Annotated in this window: 13 protein-coding genes; 8 read left to right on the forward strand and 5 right to left on the reverse strand. The window is 67.6% G+C overall.

Features of this window, described 5'->3' with window-relative positions:
• On the reverse strand, positions 1 to 162 hold the full coding sequence (locus SJY20_RS08265; protein WP_380786232.1) for a hypothetical protein: 162 nt from the start codon (positions 160 to 162) through the stop codon (positions 1 to 3).
• Positions 163 to 164: 2 nt separating this feature from the next.
• On the opposite strand from SJY20_RS08265, the gene SJY20_RS08270 reads away from it, so the two are divergent.
• Positions 165 to 2,351, forward strand: coding sequence for a M3 family metallopeptidase (locus SJY20_RS08270; RefSeq protein WP_380786234.1), 2,187 nt, complete (start codon positions 165 to 167; stop codon positions 2,349 to 2,351).
• Positions 2,352 to 2,381: 30 nt separating this feature from the next.
• Here the strand turns inward: SJY20_RS08270 and SJY20_RS08275 are convergent, their stop codons facing one another.
• Positions 2,382 to 3,668 carry a sigma-54-dependent transcriptional regulator gene (locus SJY20_RS08275; protein WP_380786235.1) on the reverse strand — a complete coding sequence of 429 codons (1,287 nt, stop codon included), beginning with the start codon at positions 3,666 to 3,668 and terminating at the stop codon, positions 2,382 to 2,384.
• A complete protein-coding gene (locus SJY20_RS08280) occupies positions 3,665 to 5,383 on the reverse strand; it encodes an ATP-binding protein (RefSeq protein WP_380786237.1) in 1,719 nt (572 codons plus the stop codon). Before SJY20_RS08280 ends, SJY20_RS08275 begins: the two co-directional genes overlap by 4 nt.
• Before the next feature lie 283 nt (positions 5,384 to 5,666).
• On the opposite strand from SJY20_RS08280, the gene mqo reads away from it, so the two are divergent.
• From mqo to SJY20_RS08295, 3 genes are all read left to right on the forward strand, one after another.
• Entirely contained in the window at positions 5,667 to 7,382 is a 1,716-nt protein-coding gene (gene mqo / locus SJY20_RS08285) for a malate dehydrogenase (quinone) (protein WP_380786238.1), read from the forward strand.
• A 93-nt stretch (positions 7,383 to 7,475) separates the two neighbouring features.
• Entirely contained in the window at positions 7,476 to 7,775 is a 300-nt protein-coding gene (locus SJY20_RS08290; protein WP_380786239.1) for a putative quinol monooxygenase, read from the forward strand.
• An 85-nt stretch (positions 7,776 to 7,860) separates the two neighbouring features.
• The gene (locus SJY20_RS08295; RefSeq protein ID WP_380786241.1) at positions 7,861 to 8,769 is read left to right on the forward strand and encodes an NADP-dependent oxidoreductase; all 909 of its coding nucleotides are present in this window, start codon (positions 7,861 to 7,863) and stop codon (positions 8,767 to 8,769) included.
• A gap of 39 nt (positions 8,770 to 8,808) precedes the next feature.
• On the opposite strand, the gene SJY20_RS08300 is transcribed toward SJY20_RS08295, so the two are convergent.
• Together SJY20_RS08300 and SJY20_RS08305 are read right to left on the reverse strand one after the other, a co-directional pair.
• Complete coding sequence (locus tag SJY20_RS08300; protein WP_380786242.1) at positions 8,809 to 9,801, reverse strand: FecR family protein; 993 nt, start codon at positions 9,799 to 9,801, stop codon at positions 8,809 to 8,811.
• Positions 9,801 to 10,316 (reverse strand): RNA polymerase sigma factor, encoded by a 516-nt coding sequence (locus tag SJY20_RS08305; RefSeq protein WP_380786243.1) that lies wholly within the window; start codon positions 10,314 to 10,316, stop codon positions 9,801 to 9,803. The genes SJY20_RS08300 and SJY20_RS08305 overlap by 1 nt, the downstream gene beginning before the upstream one ends.
• A gap of 170 nt (positions 10,317 to 10,486) precedes the next feature.
• On the opposite strand from SJY20_RS08305, the gene SJY20_RS08310 reads away from it, so the two are divergent.
• The 4 genes from SJY20_RS08310 (at position 10,487) to SJY20_RS08325 (ending at position 18,692) form a co-directional block, all read left to right on the forward strand.
• Positions 10,487 to 13,021: a TonB-dependent receptor domain-containing protein gene (locus SJY20_RS08310; RefSeq protein WP_380786245.1), complete on the forward strand. Its 2,535-nt coding sequence runs from the start codon at positions 10,487 to 10,489 to the stop codon at positions 13,019 to 13,021.
• Between the two features lie 96 nt (positions 13,022 to 13,117).
• Entirely contained in the window at positions 13,118 to 14,440 is a 1,323-nt protein-coding gene (locus SJY20_RS08315; RefSeq protein ID WP_380786246.1) for an amidohydrolase, read from the forward strand.
• Positions 14,437 to 15,810, forward strand: coding sequence for a putative 2OG-Fe(II) oxygenase (locus tag SJY20_RS08320; protein WP_380786247.1), 1,374 nt, complete (start codon positions 14,437 to 14,439; stop codon positions 15,808 to 15,810). The genes SJY20_RS08315 and SJY20_RS08320 overlap by 4 nt, the downstream gene beginning before the upstream one ends.
• A 92-nt stretch (positions 15,811 to 15,902) precedes the next feature.
• On the forward strand, positions 15,903 to 18,692 hold the full coding sequence (locus SJY20_RS08325) for a M14 metallopeptidase family protein (RefSeq protein ID WP_380786249.1): 2,790 nt from the start codon (positions 15,903 to 15,905) through the stop codon (positions 18,690 to 18,692).
• Positions 18,693 to 18,857 lie beyond the last annotated feature (165 nt).

Below are 18,857 nucleotides of genomic sequence, written 5' to 3' on the forward strand. Positions count from 1 at the left end.
TCAGACGAGGCCGGGTTTCGTGAATTCGCCGACATGATCGACGGTCGGTGCCGGGGGCGCGTCCGCCGCGGTGCGTAACAGGTTGAGATAGCGCGCTTGCGGCCATTGCCCTGCGATCCGCACGGGTGCATCTGACGCGTCATACACCCGATTATGGAGCATCCATGCGCCTTCTTGCCGCCTCTGCCACGATCCTGCTGATGTCGACCACCGCGTTCGCCCAGACGGCTGCGCCTGCTGTCGCAACCGCGCCGCTGCCCGCGGCCAATCCGTTTGCGCAGGCGAGCACGCTGCCGTTCCAGGCGCCGCCGTTCAACCGCATCAAGAGCACCGACTACGCCCCCGCACTCCGCGCCGGGATGGCCGCGCAGCGCGCCGAGATCAACGCGATCACACGTGCGCGCAGTGCCCCGACGTTCGAGAACACGATCGCCGCGATGGAGCGGTCGGGTCGCTTGCTGGAGCGCGCCAGCATGGCGTTCTACGGCGTGGTCGGCGCCAACACCGACGACACGCTGCAAAAGACCCAGTCCGACCTGGCACCGGCGTTCGCCGCGCACCAGGACGCGATCAACCTGGACCCCGCGCTCTTCGCCCGCGTGAAGATGCTGTACGACCAGCGCCAGTCGCTGGGCCTCGACGCCGAGCAGCTCCAGGTCCTGACGCTGACCTATGAGAATATGGTCCGTGCCGGTGCGCAGCTGTCGCCCGCCGACAAGCTGACGCTGAGCCGCTACAACAGCCAGCTCTCGACGCTGGAGACGGCGTTCCAGCAGAAGCTGCTCGCGTCGGCGAAGGCGGGCGCGCTGGTGGTCGACGACAAGGCCAAGCTCGCCGGGCTGTCCGACGGCGAGATCGCCGCCGCTGCGGATGCCGCCAAGGCGCGCGGGATGGCGGGCAAGTACGTCCTGACGCTGCAGAACACGACGCAGCAGCCCGAACTCGCGACGCTGAAGGACCGTGCGACCCGCGAGGCGCTGTTCAACGCCAGCTGGACCCGTGCCGCAAAGGGCGATGCCAACGACACCCGCGACACCATCGCGCAGATCGCCGCGCTGCGGGCGCAAAAGGCCAAGCTAATCGGCTTTGCGACCTGGGCCGACTATGTGCTGCAGGACCAGATGGCGAAGACCCCGAAGACCGCGCTCGGCTTCATGCAGCAGCTCGGCACGCCGGTGGCGGCGGAGCAGCACCGCGAAGCCGCCGAGCTGCAGGCGCAGATCAAGGCGACCGGCGGTAATTTCCAGCTCAAGCCGTGGGACTGGGACTTTTATTCAGAGCAGGTCCGCAAGGCGAAATACGACCTCAACCAGGATGAGCTGAAGCCGTATTTCGAGATCAACAAGGTGCTGAACGACGGCGTCTTCTACGCCGCCAACCAGCTGTACGGGCTCAACTTCAAGCGCCGCACCGACATTCCGGTCTATCAGCCGGACGTCATGGTCTATGAAGTGACCGAGGCGAACGGCGCGTCGGTCGGGCTGATGTATTTCGATTACTGGAAGCGCGACAACAAGAATGGCGGCGCCTGGATGTCGAACTTCGTCAACCAGTCGAAGCTGATCGGTACCAAGCCGGTGATCTACAACGTCGGCAATTTCACCAAGCCGTCGGCGGGGCAGCCCGCGTTGATCAGCTTCGACGACGTGACGACGATGTTCCACGAATTCGGCCACGCACTGCACGGGCTGTTCGCGAACCAGACCTATCCCAGTGTCTCGGGCACCAACACCGCGCGCGATTTCGTCGAGTTCCCGTCGCAGTTCAACGAGCATTGGGCGCTCGATCCCAAGGTGCTGCCGCATTACGCGGTCAACTACCGCAGCGGGCAGGTCATCCCGCAGACCCTGGTCGACAAGATCAAGCGCGCGGGGACGTTCAATTCGGGCTATTCGTTCGGCGAGGCGCTCGCCGCCGCCGAGATGGACATGAGCTGGCACTCGCTGACCGCGGCGCAGGGCAAGCAGAACCCCGATGTGTTCGAGACGCAGGCGCTCGCCGCCACCGGGCTGGACGTCGCGGACGTGCCGCCGCGCTACCGGTCGAGCTACTTCCTGCACATCTGGGGCAACGGCTATGCCGCGGGCTATTACGCCTATAGCTGGACCAAGATGCTGAGCGAGAACGCATTCAACTGGTTCGAGCAGCATGGCGGGATGACCCGCGCCAACGGCCAGCGTTTCCGCGACATGATCCTGTCGAAGGGGCACACCGAGGATTACGCCCCGATGTTCCGCAACTTCAACGGCGCCGACCCGCAGGTCGGACCGCTGCTGAAGGATCTGGGGCTGAACGCGGATGGCTCGCGGGTCGCCGCGGAAGCGCCGGTGGCGGGCAAGACCGGAAGCTGATTTGGCCGTCCGTGATGGTCCGGTGGACCGTCACGGACGTCGTTGGCGAAGCGCGCGCAGGTCGATGCCGAGCCGCTTGACCCGGTAGTAGAACGTCTTGCGCGGGATCTGGAGGCGCTCGATCGCGCCTGCGATGCCGCCGTCGGATGCGGTGACCGCTTCGACGATGGCGGTGCGTTCGAATGCGTCGAGGCGTGCGGGCAGCGGAGCGGGCGGGGTGTCGCATGTTACGGCGTCTTCCTCCAGGCCGAGGCAGATTCGCTCCGCTGTCCGGGCGAGTTCGAGGACGTTGCCCGGCCATTCGCGCGTCGCCAGTCGGTGGACATGATCGGCGAGCGACGGCATCGGGACGTCATGCTGGCGGGCGGCGATACCGATGAAATGGGCGAGCAGCACCGGGATGTCGGCGGTGCGTTCGGCGAGCGGCGGCATCCGCAGCGGGACGCCGGCGAGACGGTGATAGAGCGCCGCCGATACCCGCTCGCGCTGGCCTTCGTCGAGCGAGGCGATGATGCGGACGTCAACGGGGTCGGGATCGACGCCCTCGAACGCCACCGTGCGGGTCTCGGCGAGGCGTACCAGCTGATCCTGCAGCGTCGTGCTGGCGCGCGACAGATTGTCGAGAAAGACCGTGCCGCGGTGCGCGCGTGCGATGACGCCGTTGCGCGCGAACAGCTCGCGTTCGAGCGAGGGCAGGGTGACGGTTGCGCAGTCGATCTTGAGGAACCGGTGGCGCGAGCGGCGGCCGGCGCGGTGGATCAGTCGCGCATAATGCTCGCGGCCGGTCCCGAACTGGCCTTCGATGACGAGGTCTAGCGCGGCGTCCGCCAGCATCGGGATCATCCCACGCAGGCGGACGATCGCCGCGGTGTCGCCGATCAGCGCCGCGCCGGCCTCGGCATCCGCGGCGGCGCGCAGCCGCCGGTTCTCCAGCGTCAGCGACCGTGCCTTTGCCGCGCGGGCCGCCGCCGCGATCAACGCTTCGGGATCGAACGGCTTGGTCAGGAAATCCCACGCCCCTGCCTTGATCGCGTCGACCGCCATCGCGACGTCGCCGTGGCCGGTGATCAGGATGACGGCAAGGTCGGGATCGCGGTCGTGCAGCGTCTCGAACAGCGCGATCCCGGACATCCCCGGCATGCGGACATCGGTGATAACCACGCCCGGGAAGTCGGCATCGATATGCGCGAGCGCGGTCGTGGCGTCGGCAAAGGCGCGGACGTCGAACCCGCGGATCGTCAGGAGTTGCGCGGTCGCGATGCGCAGGTCGTCGTCGTCGTCGATCAGGACGGCGGATGGTTTCTGGTCCGGCGTCATGCCCGTCGCATCCCGATCTCGAACATTGCGCCCGAATCCGCCGGCATCAGCCGCAGCGATCCGCCGAGTTCGGTCATGATATCCTGCGCGATCACCAGTCCCAGCCCAAGCCCCTGCGGCCGGGTGGTGACGAACGGCGTGAACAGCCGTGCGGCCAGCTCGGCCGGAATGCCGGGGCCGGAATCGCTGATCGATAGCCGCACGGTGATGTCGTCGGACGTCAAATCGAGCGCGATCCGTCTGGACGGACGGTCTGCGATCGCCTCCACCGCGTTCTGCAACAGGATGACCAGCACCTGTTCCAGCCGCACCTTGCCGCCGATGACGGCAAGCCCGGGTTCGATCGCGGGAAGCTGGAGCGTCACGTCGCGCAGCTGGTCTTTCATGATCAGCGACGCGCCGTCCAGGACATCGGCGACAAGCACCGGTCGCAGTGTGCCGGCCTGTCGACGCGAGAAACCGCGCAGCTGCGTCGTGATCGTCGCAATGCGGTCGGCGAGGCGGCCGATCGCGGTCAGGTTGCTGCGCACGTCGTCGAGCGCGCCGCTGTCGAGCAGCGCTTCGCTCGACAGCGCATAGGTGCGGATCGCGGTGACGGGTTGCGCGGTCTCGTGCGCGACGCTCGCCGTGATCTGCCCCAGCGCGGCGAGCCGGTTCGCCTGACGCAGACCTTCGCGAAGATCGGCGGCGCGGGCTTCGCTGCTGGCGCGCTCGTCCATTTCGCGGCGCAGGTCGGCGGTGCGTTCCGCCACCGCCCGTTCCAGTTCGGCGGTCCTCCGCGCGGCGTTCAGCACGCGCTGGCGTATCGACCAGGCGATCGCCGCGATCGCGATCGTCGCCAATGCGGCCAGCGCCGCGAGCCGCCTTGCCGCAGCAACCGCCGCGTCGATCGGCGCGAAGACCGTGAGGCGCCAGCCGGGCTGCGTCGTCGGTGCCGACTGCGCGACCATCGTCGATCGAGCGCCCGTGAAAAGGTCGGGCTTGCTCGACGGCGCGAGGGGCAGAGCCGACAAGGCGGTGGTGGGAACCCGCGTTTCGGCGCGGAACCGGCGGGTGTCGTCGGTCGACAGCGGATGCGTCGCAGCGAAACGCCATCCCGGCTTGCTGGTCACCAGAACGATGCCGATCGGATTGCGTACGACCGAGACACCGCCGGCGCGCGCCCATTCGCGCTCGATCGCGTCGAACTCCAGCTTGACGACGATCGCACCGCGATTGGCGGTCGAGCGCGCGAGGTAGAGGCCGGGGCGGTGGCTGACCGTACCCAGCGCGTATTGGCTGCCGTCCTGCCCGGCGCGCGCGTCGCGAAAATAGGGGCGGAAGGTGTAGTCGTTGCGGACGAAACTCTGCGGCGATCGCCAGTTGCTCGCGGCGACCGCGATGCCGTTCGATCCGATCACGTAGATCGCAGCGGCGCGTGTTATCTGCGCCAGTGCTTCCAGTTTGCGGTCGAGCGCAGCCTGCGCGGCAGCCGAGCCATCGATCGCCGCGATCACGTCGCGGTCGTCGGCGAGCGTCAGTGGCAGCAACCGGAACCGCGCGAGTTCGCTGTCGAGCAGCGCGGCGCGGAGCCGCGCGTCGATCGATGCTTGCGACCGCCGCTCGTCGATCGCGCGACGCTCCGCCAGATGCCCCGCGATCAGGAACGCGGCGACGGCAACGGCCAGTGTTGCCAGCAGCCAGAGCCGATCCTCTACGCTCCCCGTCCGTCGCATCCGACGTGAATAGCATCGCCGGCCCGGTATGCAACTTTCGGCACATTGCGCGGGATTGGTGTCCCGAAACCTGCCCGCGAGACGCTGCGAAATCCCGCGGAGGCCGCAGAAAGTGCCACATATTCAGTGGTATAGCGTAATGCGACAAAACTCCGTGGCCCGCATGGGTGCGGCCGCCATATCGTATCCGGCTCAACTGTCGCGTCTTGCGTGGGGTGCCATGTCGTCGCGTCGCGCTCTTGGTGAGCGGCTTGCGCGCTCACCGAACCGGAAGGACGAACACGTGGTTGGATCAGCAAACGAGGGTCACGGCGCAGGCGGTAACGACGAGGTCGCCGACCGCGGGATGACCCGTCGCGGGCTGCTCGGATCCGCGTTGGTCGGCGGCTCGGCCTCGCTGATGCCGCTCGCGCAGGCACAGGGCGCCGCGCCCGAGCGGAAGGTCGATGTGCTGGTGATCGGCGGCGGCATCATGAGCGCGACGCTCGCCCTGTTGCTGCGCCAGCTCGAGCCGTCATGGACGATCGAGATGGTCGAGCGGCTCGACAAGGTCGCCGAGGAGAGTTCGAACGGGTGGAACAACGCGGGGACCGGGCACTCGGCGCTGTGTGAGCTCAACTACACGCCGGTGAACAAGGCGGACGGGCTGGTCGAGATCAAGAAGGCGATCGAGATCAACGAACAGTTCCAGGTCACGCGCCAGTTCATGAGCCATCAGGTCAAGACGGGCATGCTCCACGACCCGCGATCGTTCATCAATTCGACCCCGCACATGAACCTGGTGTGGGGCGACGCCAATGTCGCGTTCCTGCACAAGCGCTGGCAGGCGCTGGCCGCGAGCCCGCTGTTTTCGGGGATGGAGTTCTCGAACGATCCCACGCAGATCACGCAGTGGGTCCCGCTGATGATGCAGGGTCGCGACGCCAACACCAAGGTCGCGGCGACGCGATCGCCGCTCGGCACCGACTGCAACTGGGGCGAGGTGACGCGGCAGTATATCGCGTCGCTGCAGCGACAGCCGGGTTTCGCGCTGAGCACCGGCAAGGAGGTCCGCGAGCTGGAGCGCAACCCCGACGGCACGTGGCGGGTGACGTACCGCGACATGAAGACCGACGACAAGCAGGTGGTGACCGCGAAATTCGTGTTCGCCGGTGCCGGTGGCGGGGCGCTGCCGATCCTGCAGAAGTCCGGTATTCCCGAAGCCGACGACTATGCCGGCTTCCCGGTCGGGGGATCGTTCCTGGTAACCGACAATCCGGCGGTGGCGAAGCGGCATCTGGCCAAGGTCTACGGCAAGGCCGCGGTGGGTTCGCCGCCAATGTCGGTGCCGCATCTCGATACGCGGTATCTCGATGGCAAGCAGGCGCTGCTGTTCGGCCCGTTCGCGACGTTCTCGACCAAGTTCCTGAAGGAAGGGTCATATTTCGATCTGCCGAAGTCGGTGACGATCGATAATTTCCGCCCGATGGTGGCGGTGGGTTGGGACGATTTCGAGCTGGTCGAATATCTCGCGGGACAGCTGATCATGTCCGACGCGGACCGGATGGCCGCGCTTCGCGAGTATTTCCCGCACGCCAAGGAGGGCGACTGGCGGCTGTGGCAGGCGGGCCAGCGCGTCCAGATCATCAAGCGCGATCCCCAGAAGGGCGGCGTGCTGAAGCTCGGCACCGAGATCGTCGCGTCGAAGGACGGATCGATCGCGGCCCTGCTCGGCGCGTCGCCGGGTGCCTCCACCGCACCGTCGATCATGCTGGACCTGCTCAAGAAGGTCTTCGCCTCGCAGCTGGCGACACCGGCGTGGCAGGCGAAGATCCGCGAGATCGTGCCGAGTTACGGGATCGCGCTGAACGACCATCCCGAGATGCTGGCGGCGCATTGGGCGAGCACCGCGGATACGCTGCAACTGAGCGTCCCGTCGCCCGCCGTTCATATCGCGACGAAGACTGCGCCCGCGGCGACACGGGTCAAGCCGGATCGCAGTCCGGACCTCGCGCTCTAGGCCGTACCCACGAGCGTGCGTCGTTATGTGGCGGCCGATCCGGCGTGCGGTGCGTATAGGCCCTGATACCGCCAACCAGCGCAGGAGTGAATCATGGCCGTCAAGATCGTCGCCTTCGTAACCGTCAAGCCGGGCCAGGACGATGCGTTCGTCGCCGCCGCGCGGACCTGTGTCACGGCGTCGCGCAAAGAGGCTGGCGTGCTGCACTACGATCTGTGGCGCGAGACCGAGGGCGACCGCCGGTTCGTCTTCAATGAACTGTATGTCGACGATGCCGCGGTCCAGCAGCATATGGCGTCCGACCATTTCAAGGCGTTCGGGATGGCGGCCCGCGACATCGCCGCAGCCCGCCCCGAGATCGTGGTCACGCACCCGGTCGACGTCGCCGACTGACGCGCGCGGCACAGGCCTGGGCGTTCGTGGCACCGCGACCCGACCATACCTATATCCGGCGCCACCGACGACGGAGGAGAAGACGATGAAAGCGGTTCGGATGCATCAATATGGTGGCCCGGAAGTGCTCAGCTACGACGACGACGTGCCGGATCCCGTGGTCGGTCCCGACACCGTCCTGATCGGGACGATCGCGACCAGCGTGAACCCGATCGACTGGAAGGTGCGATCCGGCGCGCGGCAAAAGGATTTCCCGCTGACCTTGCCGGCGATCCTCGGCAGGGACGTCAGCGGCGTCGTGCTGGCGGTCGGAGACCAGGTGCGGACCTTCAAGCCCGGCGATCACGTGATCGCGATGGCCGATACGACCTATGCCGAGCGTGTCGCGGTGCCGGAAGCGCAGGTGGCGCACCTGCCCGACGGGGTCGACCCGGTCGATGCCGCGGCGATTCCCCTCGTAGTGCTGACCGGCGATCAGCTCGTCCGCGGGGCCACGCGCGTGACCGCGGGCCAGACGATCATCGTCAGCGGCGCGCTCGGCAGCGTGGGCCGCGCAGCGGTGCATACCGCGCTCAAGCTTGGCGCCAAGGTGATCGTCGGCGTCCGCGGCCGGCAGGTCGCCGAGGCCGAGAGTCTCGGCGCGCATGCGGTGCTGGCGCTCGACGACGACGACGCCATCGCGCAGCTTGATGCCGTCGATGGCGTCGCGGATACGGTTGGCGGCGCGGTGGCGGCGAAGCTTCTCGGCAAGGTCAGGCCCGGCGGGCGGTTTGGCTATGCCTCGGTGCTGCCGGAGGGCGCTGCCAAGGACTCGGTCGAGATCAGCCGCGTCTTCGCGCAACCCGATGCCGTCACGCTCCGCGCGTTTGCGGACGACATTGCCGACGGCAGTTTCGTGCTGCCGGTCAGCCGGCGCATGCCGCTGAGCGAGGCCGCCGACGCGCATGCACTGCTGGAAAAGGGCGGCGGCGGGAAGGTCGTTCTGACCGTGTAAGGTGGTCTGGGCTTGGCGGGCGAGAGCGCCCGCCACCCTTCAGGACAAGGGTGCAAGTACCAGTCGTGTCCGGTCGGCATGATCGACGCGCGCGATGCCGTACGCCGATAGCGCATCGGCGAGCGCGGTTCCGCCGCCACCGGTCCGCAGGACGCCGCTGAACACGCGCTTCGCGAGCCGCGGGTCGGTCAGTTCGATGCGCTGCACCGAATAGCGATTGAGTTCGGCGACGACCTCGCCCAGCGGCGTCGCGTCGAACGTCAGTTCGCCCTTGCGCCATCCGGTCGCGATATCGGCGCCGGCGCGGGTGAGGTGCAGCCCCGATGCGCCGATCGTCAGGGTGTTGCCGCGGATCAGCGTTGTGGTGCGACCGAGGACGGGGGTGTCGACGCGCACCGATCCCTCGACCAGGTTGACGACGACGCGGTCGCTGGCGGTGCGTACCGCGAACTGGGTGCCGAGCGCGGTGACGCTGTTGCCGGCGGCGGACACGACGAAGGGATGCGCCGCGTCATGCGCGACCTGGAAAAAGGCCTGGCCGCGATCGATCGCGACGCGGCGCGTGGCACCGGGGGCGGAGACGCGGACGGCGGAGTCGGCGTCGAGCGTCATCAGCGTCCCGTCGGACAGCGTGATATCGCGCGATCGGCCGACCGGCGTCACATAGCGTACCGCCGCAACCTCAGTAGCCGCCGGCGCTGCATGCTTGTCGAGGACGAGCGCCGTGGTGCCGCCGATCGACAGCAGCACCGCCGCGGCGGCCGCCATCGGCCACCGGCGACGCGCCGGAGCTGCCCGCACGTCGCCGCGGGTCGCCGCGATCATCGCGAGGAGGGCTGGATCGTTGCGCGCGTCATCGAGGACGCGAGTTGCGGATACGAGTTCGTGCCAGGCACGGTCATGCGCGTCCTCGGCCGACAGCCAGCGTCCGAACGCCGCGCGGTCTGCGGGCGTCGCATCGTCGGCATGCAGGCGCGCATACCAGGCCGCTGCCGCTGCAGCGGCGTCAGGATCCGCCGATGCGGAGTCCATCAGCGCAGCGAACCTGCGAGGTGCTTGATGGCTTTCATGATATGCTTTTCGACCGCGCTCACCGATATGCCCATGTGTCGGGCGATCGCCGCGTAGCTCATTTCCTCGAAGCGATGAAGAACGAATGCCAGCCGGGTGCGGTCGGGCAGGTCGTTCATCGCCGCGATCAGCTGCGCGAGATGTTCCTTGCCCTGTAGGACGCGTTCGGGCGAGCGGTCCTCAACGGGATGATGAAATTCTTCCAGGCTGTCGTGCGCCGAGCGGTGGCGCACGGTGTCGCGGCGGCCGCGATCGGTGAGCACGCTTTGCGCGACCTGGAACAGATAGCCCTCGATATTGTCGATGGCATCGGTGGCGCGGCGGGTCTGCATGCGCAGCGCGACCTCCTGGACCAGATCGTCGACCTCGCCGATCGGCGCGCGCTTCATCAGGAACCGGCGGACCGCGCTCAGATGACGGGACAGGTCGACGGTATCGCCGCCATCCGCAGCTATGCGCGCACTGGAATTCCGCATGATCGCGCCCCGTTTTCTATCCACCCGAGCCCGTGGCATCCCCCTTTTATATATCTGTCATAATCGATCATGTTGCCAGTCGGGCGTCAAGCGGACAGTGTGACGAAACCGTCATAAGAACGGGCGGGAGGGGCAACCGCGTTAACCGGGGGGTCGAACTACACGTCCTGATGCATGCCCGTGGCCTTTCACGAACGATCGCGATCGTCGCGGCGTGCGGCGCCGTCAGCGTCGCCGCGGCCTCTCCGCGCGACCGGGTGGTGCTGGCGATTCCGGCGGGGCGGCTCGACGTCGCGCTGCGTCAGCTGGCGACGCAGACCGGGCAGCAGATCCTGTTCGATCCGATGATAATCGGCCGCCGCACGACCCCGGCGCTGCACGGGCCGATCGATCCGGATCGTGCGCTGAAGACGTTGCTGGCCGATACCGGGCTGGTCGCAAAGCACGGGCGCGCCGGGGTGATCATCATCGTTCCCCGGACTGTCGTGCGCGCGATACCCGCAGCGCGATCGCCTGCGGTCATGGTCGAGGTCGCGCCACCGCTGGCTGATATCGTCGTCACCGCGCTGAAACGGCCGACCGCGCTCGGCGATACCGAGATCAGCATGGACGCGGTGACCGGCGCGCAGTTGATGGCGCGGGGTGCGTACGACCTGCGCAGTGCCGCCGCGCTGCTGCCCGGGCTCGTACCGATCGCGACCGCGCCGCTGCAGCAGCGGATCGCGATCCGGGGCGTCACCGGCACCGGGGAGTCGACCGTCGGGGTCTATTACGGGGAGACGCCGATCAGCGGACCGTCGGGGACGACCTTCGATCCCGCCGCGAGCACGCCGGATGTCGACCTGGTCGATGTCGACCGGATCGAGCTGCTGCGCGGGCCGCAGGGGACGCTGTACGGCGCCAGTTCGATGGGTGGTACGCTGCGGGTGCTGTTCAACCAGGCCGATGCGACGCGCTGGACGGGGCATGTCGAGACCGGCGTTTCCGCGGTGCAGGGCGGTGGGATGGGCGGCAACGTCGCGGCCGTCGTCAACGCGCCGATCGTGCGCGATACGCTGGCGGCGCGGGTGGTCGTGCACCGGCGGACCACCGGCGGCTATGTCGACAACGATCGGCTCGGGCTGAAGGACACCGGCGGCATACTGCGCGAAGGCGTCCGGCTGGGCCTCGCCTGGATGCCGGTGCAGGGGTTGCGCGTCGATGCGTTGGCGCTGCATCAGGACACGCGGATCGACGATGCCGGGTTCTGGTACCCGGACCTCGGCCGCTATCGCAACGACCAGCCGGTGCGCACGCCCAACCGTGAGCGGCTCGACCTGGCCAGCGTCACCGCGCACTGGACCACCGGCGATGTCGCGATCGTGGCGACGGGATCGCATTATCACTGGACGATCGTGAAGCAGGCAGACTTCACGCAGGTGCTGGCGCGGCAGGCGACGAGCGAGGCGAGCTGCCGGCGCTATGCGATGCTCGCCGGCGATACCGGGTGCACGGCCGATCAGCGCAGCGCGTTCCAGGCCTATCTGCAGACGCGGCTGCCGGGCGTGCTGTACCAGCCGTTCCACGTCCAGAGCACGACCGCGGAGGTCCGTGCGTCGTCCGACCGGCAGGGCACGCTGGCCTGGACGGTTGGGGCGTTCATCGAGCATCGGCGCGATTCGGCGGAGAGCTATACGGTTCGTGCCGACGCAACGACCGGACTGCTCATCGTGCCGCTCGACATCACCGGATTGCGGCTGCTGCACAGCGCGCTCGACCAGCAAGCGCTGTTCGCAGAGACGCGCTGGGGGCTGGCGCCGCGGTTGTCGGCAACATTGGGCCTGCGGTATTTCCATTACACGCGCACCGCTTACGGGTCGGTGCCGGTCCCCAACATTATCACCGGTACCGGCGCGATCGGCACCGACCGCTACGCGCGCGCCGACGACGGCACCAATCTGAAGGCGGAGCTCGCCTATCGCCTGCCGGGCGAGACGCTGGTCTATGCGATCGCAGCGGAGGGGTTCAGGCCCGGCGGGGTCAACATCACGCCCGAGCTGACCGATCAGGAACGCAGTTACGACGCCGACCATGTCTGGAGCTATGAACTGGGCGCCAGGACCAGGATCGCGGGCGGGCGGATCGGGCTGGAGGGCGCGGTCTATCACATCGACTGGTCCGACACGATCTATGCGGCATCCAGCGTCAACGGCGCGTTCGGGTACAACACCAATATCGGCACGGTGCGGATCGATGGGGTCGAGGCGAAGGCGAGCCTGGCGATCGGCGCCGTGCGGCTGACCGGGTCGGCCAACTATACCTATGCCCGGCTGGGCGAGGATCAGCCGGTCAATACCACCGACGGCGCAGGGCGGCGCGGCGATCCGCTGCCCAACGTACCGCGGCTCGCCTATGCGGTTGGGGCGCAGACCAGTCTTTTGGTGGCGGGCGGCAAGATCGTCACGGTCGGCGTCGACGCGGTCGGCGCGACGCGTGTGCGCACCGCGTTCAACGATCGCAGCACCTATTACGAGGTGACACCGGCGCGGTTCGTGATCGACGCCAACGCCGATATCCGGCTGGCGCAGTGGCGCGCCGGGATCGCGGTGCGCAACCTGCTGAACGCGATCGGTGCGAACCGGCTGACGTCGAGCGCGTTCGGCGAGCGGCAACTCTACAGCAGCGCGCCGCGCACGGTGATGCTGTCGCTCGATCGCGATTTCTGATCCGCGCGGCTTTGCAGCGGTGAGGGCATCGCGCACAACCGCGTCTTGCATGGCAAGGGGACGCGCGTCCCCGGTCTCGAACGATGGGTATTTCGGATGAAGACGATGCGGCTGCTGCTGACCGGGTGTGCGATGATGGCGAGTGTCGGCGCGGCGTCGGCTGATCCGGCGCGCGACCGTACAACGATCGATGCGCAGATCGAGAAGGCCTATCCCGCGCTCGACACGCTGTACCGCGATATCCACACGCATCCGGAGATCGGGATGCAGGAGGTGCGGACCGCCGCGTTGCTGGCGGGCAAAATGAAGGCGCTGGGCTTTGCCGTGACCGAGAAGGTCGGCGGAACCGGGGTGGTCGCGATCTATCGGAACGGTCCCGGGCCGACCGTGATGGTCCGCACCGAACTCGACGGGTTGCCGATGGAGGAGAAGACCGGGCTTCCCTATGCCAGCCGCGCGCAGACCGAGTTCGAGGGCAAGACGACGTTCGTCGCGCACAGCTGTGGGCATGACGTGCATATGGCGGCGTGGGTCGGGACGGCGCAGGCGCTGCTGGCGATGAAGGCGCAGTGGAAGGGCACGCTGATGTTCATCGCCCAGCCCGCCGAGGAACAGTTGAAGGGCGCCAAGGCGATGCTCGACGCCGGGCTGTTCACCAAATTCGCCAAGCCGGATTACGGCTTTGCCGCGCATGTCGGATCGGGCGAGGCGGGGACGGTGCTGGTCAAGGACGGCGTCACCAGTTCCAATTCGGACAGCGTGCAGGTGACCTTCAAGGGTCGCGGCGGGCACGGATCGATGCCGAGCGCGACGATCGACCCGATCGTGATGGGCGCGCATTTCGTCACCGACGTGCAGGCGGTGATCAGCCGCCAGAAGGACGCGAACGCGTTCGGCGTTGTCACCGTCGGCGCATTCCAGGCGGGCACCGTCGGCAACATCATCCCCGACACCGCGGTGTTGAAGCTTAGCCTGCGCTCGTTCGACAAGGATGTGCGGCAGCTGCTGCTCGACGGCGTGAAGCGGACCGCCGACGCCTCGGCGGCGATGTCGATGGCGCCCGCGCCCGAGGTGAAATGGCTGCACGGCACCGCGGCGGTGTTCAACGACCATGCGCTCGCCGAGCGCGCGGCGGCGGCGCTGACGGCGGCGGGCGGCGACCGCGTCACCTATCTGCCTGCGACCGCGCCCGGATGGTCGGCGAGCGAGGACTGGTCGGCGTTCGTCGATGCCGGCGTGCCCTCGGTCTATTTCACGATCGGCGGCTATGATGCCGCGACGCTGGCTGCGTACAAGGCGAAGGGCGAGGCGGTGCCGAGCAACCATTCGCCGTTCTTCGCACCCGATCATGACAAGGCGATCCGCACCGGGATCCGCACGTTGGCGCTCGCGGTGCTGATGGTGACCGAGCCCAAGTGACCGCATCCGCCGCGATGGAGCAGGCGCGGCAGGCGAAGGCGGCGGGCGACCTGCGCACCGCCGCGACGCTGTATGCCCGCGCCGCCGCGGAACGGCCCGAAAGCGCGGTGGCGGAGCATAACCTGGCCTCGACGCTGGGGGATCTGGGGGAGTTCACCGCTGCTGCGGCGGCATCGGCGCGGGCGCTCGCCAAGGGATCGAAGGCGCCCGAGACTTGGCTGGTTCATGCCCGTGCGTTGCAGGGGGCAGGCGATCTGGATGCGGCGGAGGCGGCGTTCCTGTCGGCGATCGGGATGCGCGCGGACTATGTGACCGCGCACCGCGATCTGGCGCAGTTGCGCTGGATGCGGACCGCGGATGTCGGCGCGGCGTTGGCCTCGGTCGATGCGGCGCGGGTGCCGGCGTTGGCGTCGGTCGAGGCGGTCGTGCTGATGAGTGCGGGCGAACCGGCGCGGGCGGCGGCGGTGCTGGACCGTGCGATCGCACGTTCGCCGGATGCCGGACTGCACCTGCTCGCGGCGAATGCGCGCGCGGCTCTGGGGGATGGCGAGGCTCAGCTTGCGCACGCGACCGCAGCGTTGCGGCTCGCGCCGTCGTCGACCGAAGCGGCGAAGGCGGCGGTCGAGGCGTTGCTCCACCTCGGTCGTGTCGCGGAGGGCGCCGGCTTGGCGGAACGGATCGGGGTGGCGGCACCGGACGATCAGGGCGTGATTGCGTTGCTCACCACCGGCTGGCGGCTGCTCGGCGATCCGCGCCATGCGGCACTCTGCGACGATCCGGCGTTGATTTCCGCGCAGAGTATCGACGTGCCGCCGGGATGGGCGACGCTTGCCGCGTTCCTGCGCGATGTCGCCGTCAGCCTCTGCGAGCGGCACGCGTGGCGGACGCATCCGCTCGACCAGTCGCTGCGTCACGGCAGCCAGACGCAGGAGGATCTGAGCCGGGTCGATCATCCGGTGCTGCGCGCGTTGTTCGCTGCGCTCGACAAACCGATCCGTGCGCATCTGGCGCAGCTGGGAGCAGGGGACGACCCGGTGCGGCGACGCAACACGGGATCGTATCGGTTCGCGGGCGCGTGGTCGGTGTTGCTGCAGCCCGGCGGCTATCACACCGATCACGTCCATCCGCGCGGCTGGCTGTCGTCCGCCTTCTATGTCGACCTGCCGGAGTCCGTGGCGGAAGAACCGCAGGGCTGGCTGGCGTTCGGACGGCCGGGCGTGCCGACCAGCCCCGCGCTGCCGCCGATGCGGCATGTCCGGCCGGTGGCGGGGCAGCTGGTGCTGTTCCCGTCCTATCTCTGGCACGGCACCGAACCGTTCTCCGGCGAGGCTTCGCGGCTGACGGTGGCGTTCGACCTGTTGCCCGGCTGATTTATTGTCGCGGCCTGCTGAGGGGGCGGTTCGCGCGTGCGTCTTGATCGATACGGGGCCGGCAACGTCCGGCGGCACAAGGGGGATATCGTATGACGAAGACCATGCTGCTTCTGGGCGCGGGGGTGTTTGCGCTCGCGGGTGCCGCCTCCGCCGAACCGATCACCCCCAAGGTCGGCACGATCACCGCGCCGTTCGAGGCGTTCGCGCAGGAGCCCGGCAGCGACTATTTCCTCGCCAACTACGATGCCTATGAAGCGTATCTGAAAAAGCTGGCGAGCCAGTCGGACCGGATGAAGCTGGTCGATATCGGCAAGTCGGCGGAGGGCCGCACGATGTGGGTCGCGATCGTCAGCTCGCCCGCGAACCTGGCGAAGCTCGACCATTACCAGGATATCGCGCGGAAACTCGCCAAGGCCGAGGTGCGGACCGAAGCCGAGGCGCAGGCGCTGGCCGACGAGGGCAAGGCCATCGTCTGGATCGACGCCGGCATGCACGCGTCCGAGACGGTGACGACGCAGAGCCAGATCCACGTGCTGTACCGCATGCTGACCGGCACCGATGCCGAGACGATGCGAATCCTGAACGACGACATCGTGCTGTTCGGGCAGGATAATCCGGACGGGCTGCAGCTGGTCGCCGACTGGTACATGCGCAACGCCGACAAGAGTACCCGCGAGTTCAAGACGCTTCCGCGATTGTACCAGAAGTATATCGGCCATGATAACAACCGCGACAGCTTCATGGTGCAGATGCCCGAGACCGAAGCGGTCAACACGATGCTGTTCCGCAAATGGTTTCCGCAGATCGTGTTCAACCAGCACCAGACCGGTCCCGCGGGCATGGTGGTGTTCGTGCCGCCGTTCCGCGATCCGTTCAATTTCAACTACAACCCGATCGTGATGACCGAACTGCAGGAGGTCGGGTCGGCGATGCACAGCCGGCTGGTGTCGGAGCAGAAGGGCGGATCGGGAATGCGCAGCGCGGCGCCCTATTCGACCTGGCACAACGGCATGGAGCGATCGGTGGCGTATTTCCACAACTCGATCGGGTTGCTGACCGAGATCATCGGCGGGCCGACGCCGGAGAAGATCCCGCTGATCGCCGATACCCAGCTGGCGCGTAGCGACGAGCCGCTGCCGATCGCGCCGGGCGACTGGCATCTGAAGGATAGCCTGGAATACCAATGGTCGCTGGATCGCGCGGTGATGGATTACGCGTCGCGCAACCGCGAGCGGCTGTTGATGAACATCTGGCGGATGGGCAGCCAGGCTGTCGCACGGGGCAGCAAGGACAGCTGGACCACCACGCCCAAACGCGTCGATGCGCTGAAGGAAGCGGGCAAGGGGGCCAAGGCCGACGAGGGCTATGTCGGGTACAACAGCCGCGCCAAGGACGGCATGGTCGCATCGTCGCTCTATGCCACGGTGCTGCAGGACCCGGCCAGGCGCGATCCGCGCGGCTATGTGCTGGCGCCCGACCAGCGCGACATGCCGACGACGATCGCGTTCCTCAACGCGCTGATCAAGAACGGCGTCGACGTCGATCGCGCCACCGCGCCGTTCACCGCCGGCGGCAAGCGTTACCCGGCGGGATCGTACGTGGTGAAGACCGCGCAAGCCTATCGCCCGCACGTGATCGACATGTTCGAACCGCAGGATCATCCGCATGATCCCGAATTCCCGGGCGGTCCGCCCAAAGCGCCGTACGACATCACCGGCTATACGCTGGCGTACCAGATGGGGGTGACTTTCGACCGCGTGCTCGACGGCTTTTCGGGGACGTTCGAACGCGTGCCGGACCTGCTGGCGGTGACGCCAGGCCGGGTGGTCGGATCGGGCAAGGCGGGGTGGATCGTCGGGCATGAGGCGAACAACAGCTTCATGCTGACCAACCGGCTGTTGAAGGCTGGCGTGTCGGTGTCGTGGATCGAGTCCGCGACCAAGGCGGGCGGCAAGGATCTGGCGCCCGGCGCGATCTGGATTCCGGCGTCGCCGGCCGCGAGCGCTATCCTGGCGTCGTCGACGACGCAGCTCGGGATCGACGCCTATGCGGTGGCCCGCGCGCCGGTCGGCGCCAAACTGGCGTTGAAGCCGGTTCGCGTCGGGCTGGTCGATCGCTATGGCGGCGTCATCCCCGCCGGCTGGACCCGCTGGCTGCTCGAACAATACGAGTTCCCGTTCAGCGTGGTCTATCCGCAGGAGCTCGATGCCGGGAACCTGAACGCCAAATACGACGTGCTGCTGTTCGCCGATGGGACCGTGCCGACGACGGCGGGCGGCCCGTATCCGGGCGGCTATCGGTTCGGGATGCCCGACGCCAAGGACATCCCGGCGGCCTATCGCGGCTGGCTGGGCGAGGTGACGCCCGAAAAGACGCTGCCGGCGATCGCGGCGTTCGCAAAGGCGGGCGGCACCGTGTTGACGGTCGGCAGCGCGAACCGGCTGGCGACGCTGCTCGATCCGCAGATCCAGCCTGCGCTGGTCACCAAGAAGGCCGACGGGACGCTGGCCGCGCTCGACAAGAAGCAGTTCTACATTCCTGGTTCGCTGCTGTCCGCCCGGATCGATACGCGCCAGCCGCTGGCGTACGGCATGACCCCGACGGTCGATATCTTCTTCGACGAGAGCCAGCCGTTCACGCTGACGGGAACCGGCGCGAAGCGGGTGGCGTGGTTCGAGGGGAAGGCGCCGTTGCGCAGTGGCTGGGCAGTCGGGCAGGAGAAACTGGACGGGACGGTCGCGGTGGCAGACGTCGATCTCGGCAAGGGAAAACTGTTCGCGATGGGCCCCGAGGTCACCCAGCGTGCGCAGCCCTATGCGACGTTCAAGCTGCTGTTCAACGGGCTGCTATACGGACCGTCGGTGGCTGCCACGCGCTGACACCATGATATAATAGTACACGAGGATAGCATCTGGGGAGCGGTTGGAAACGGCCGCTCCCTTTTTGTTGCAACTTTTTTACACGTCGTGCGTGAGGGGCCGTCCTTCGACCGCGTCTTGATCCTTGAGGCCGCCAACGATGCGGTTGGTTCAAGGGGAAATACG

Source organism: Sphingomonas sp. R86521, from assembly GCF_042466235.1.
GTDB lineage: Bacteria > Pseudomonadota > Alphaproteobacteria > Sphingomonadales > Sphingomonadaceae > Sphingomonas.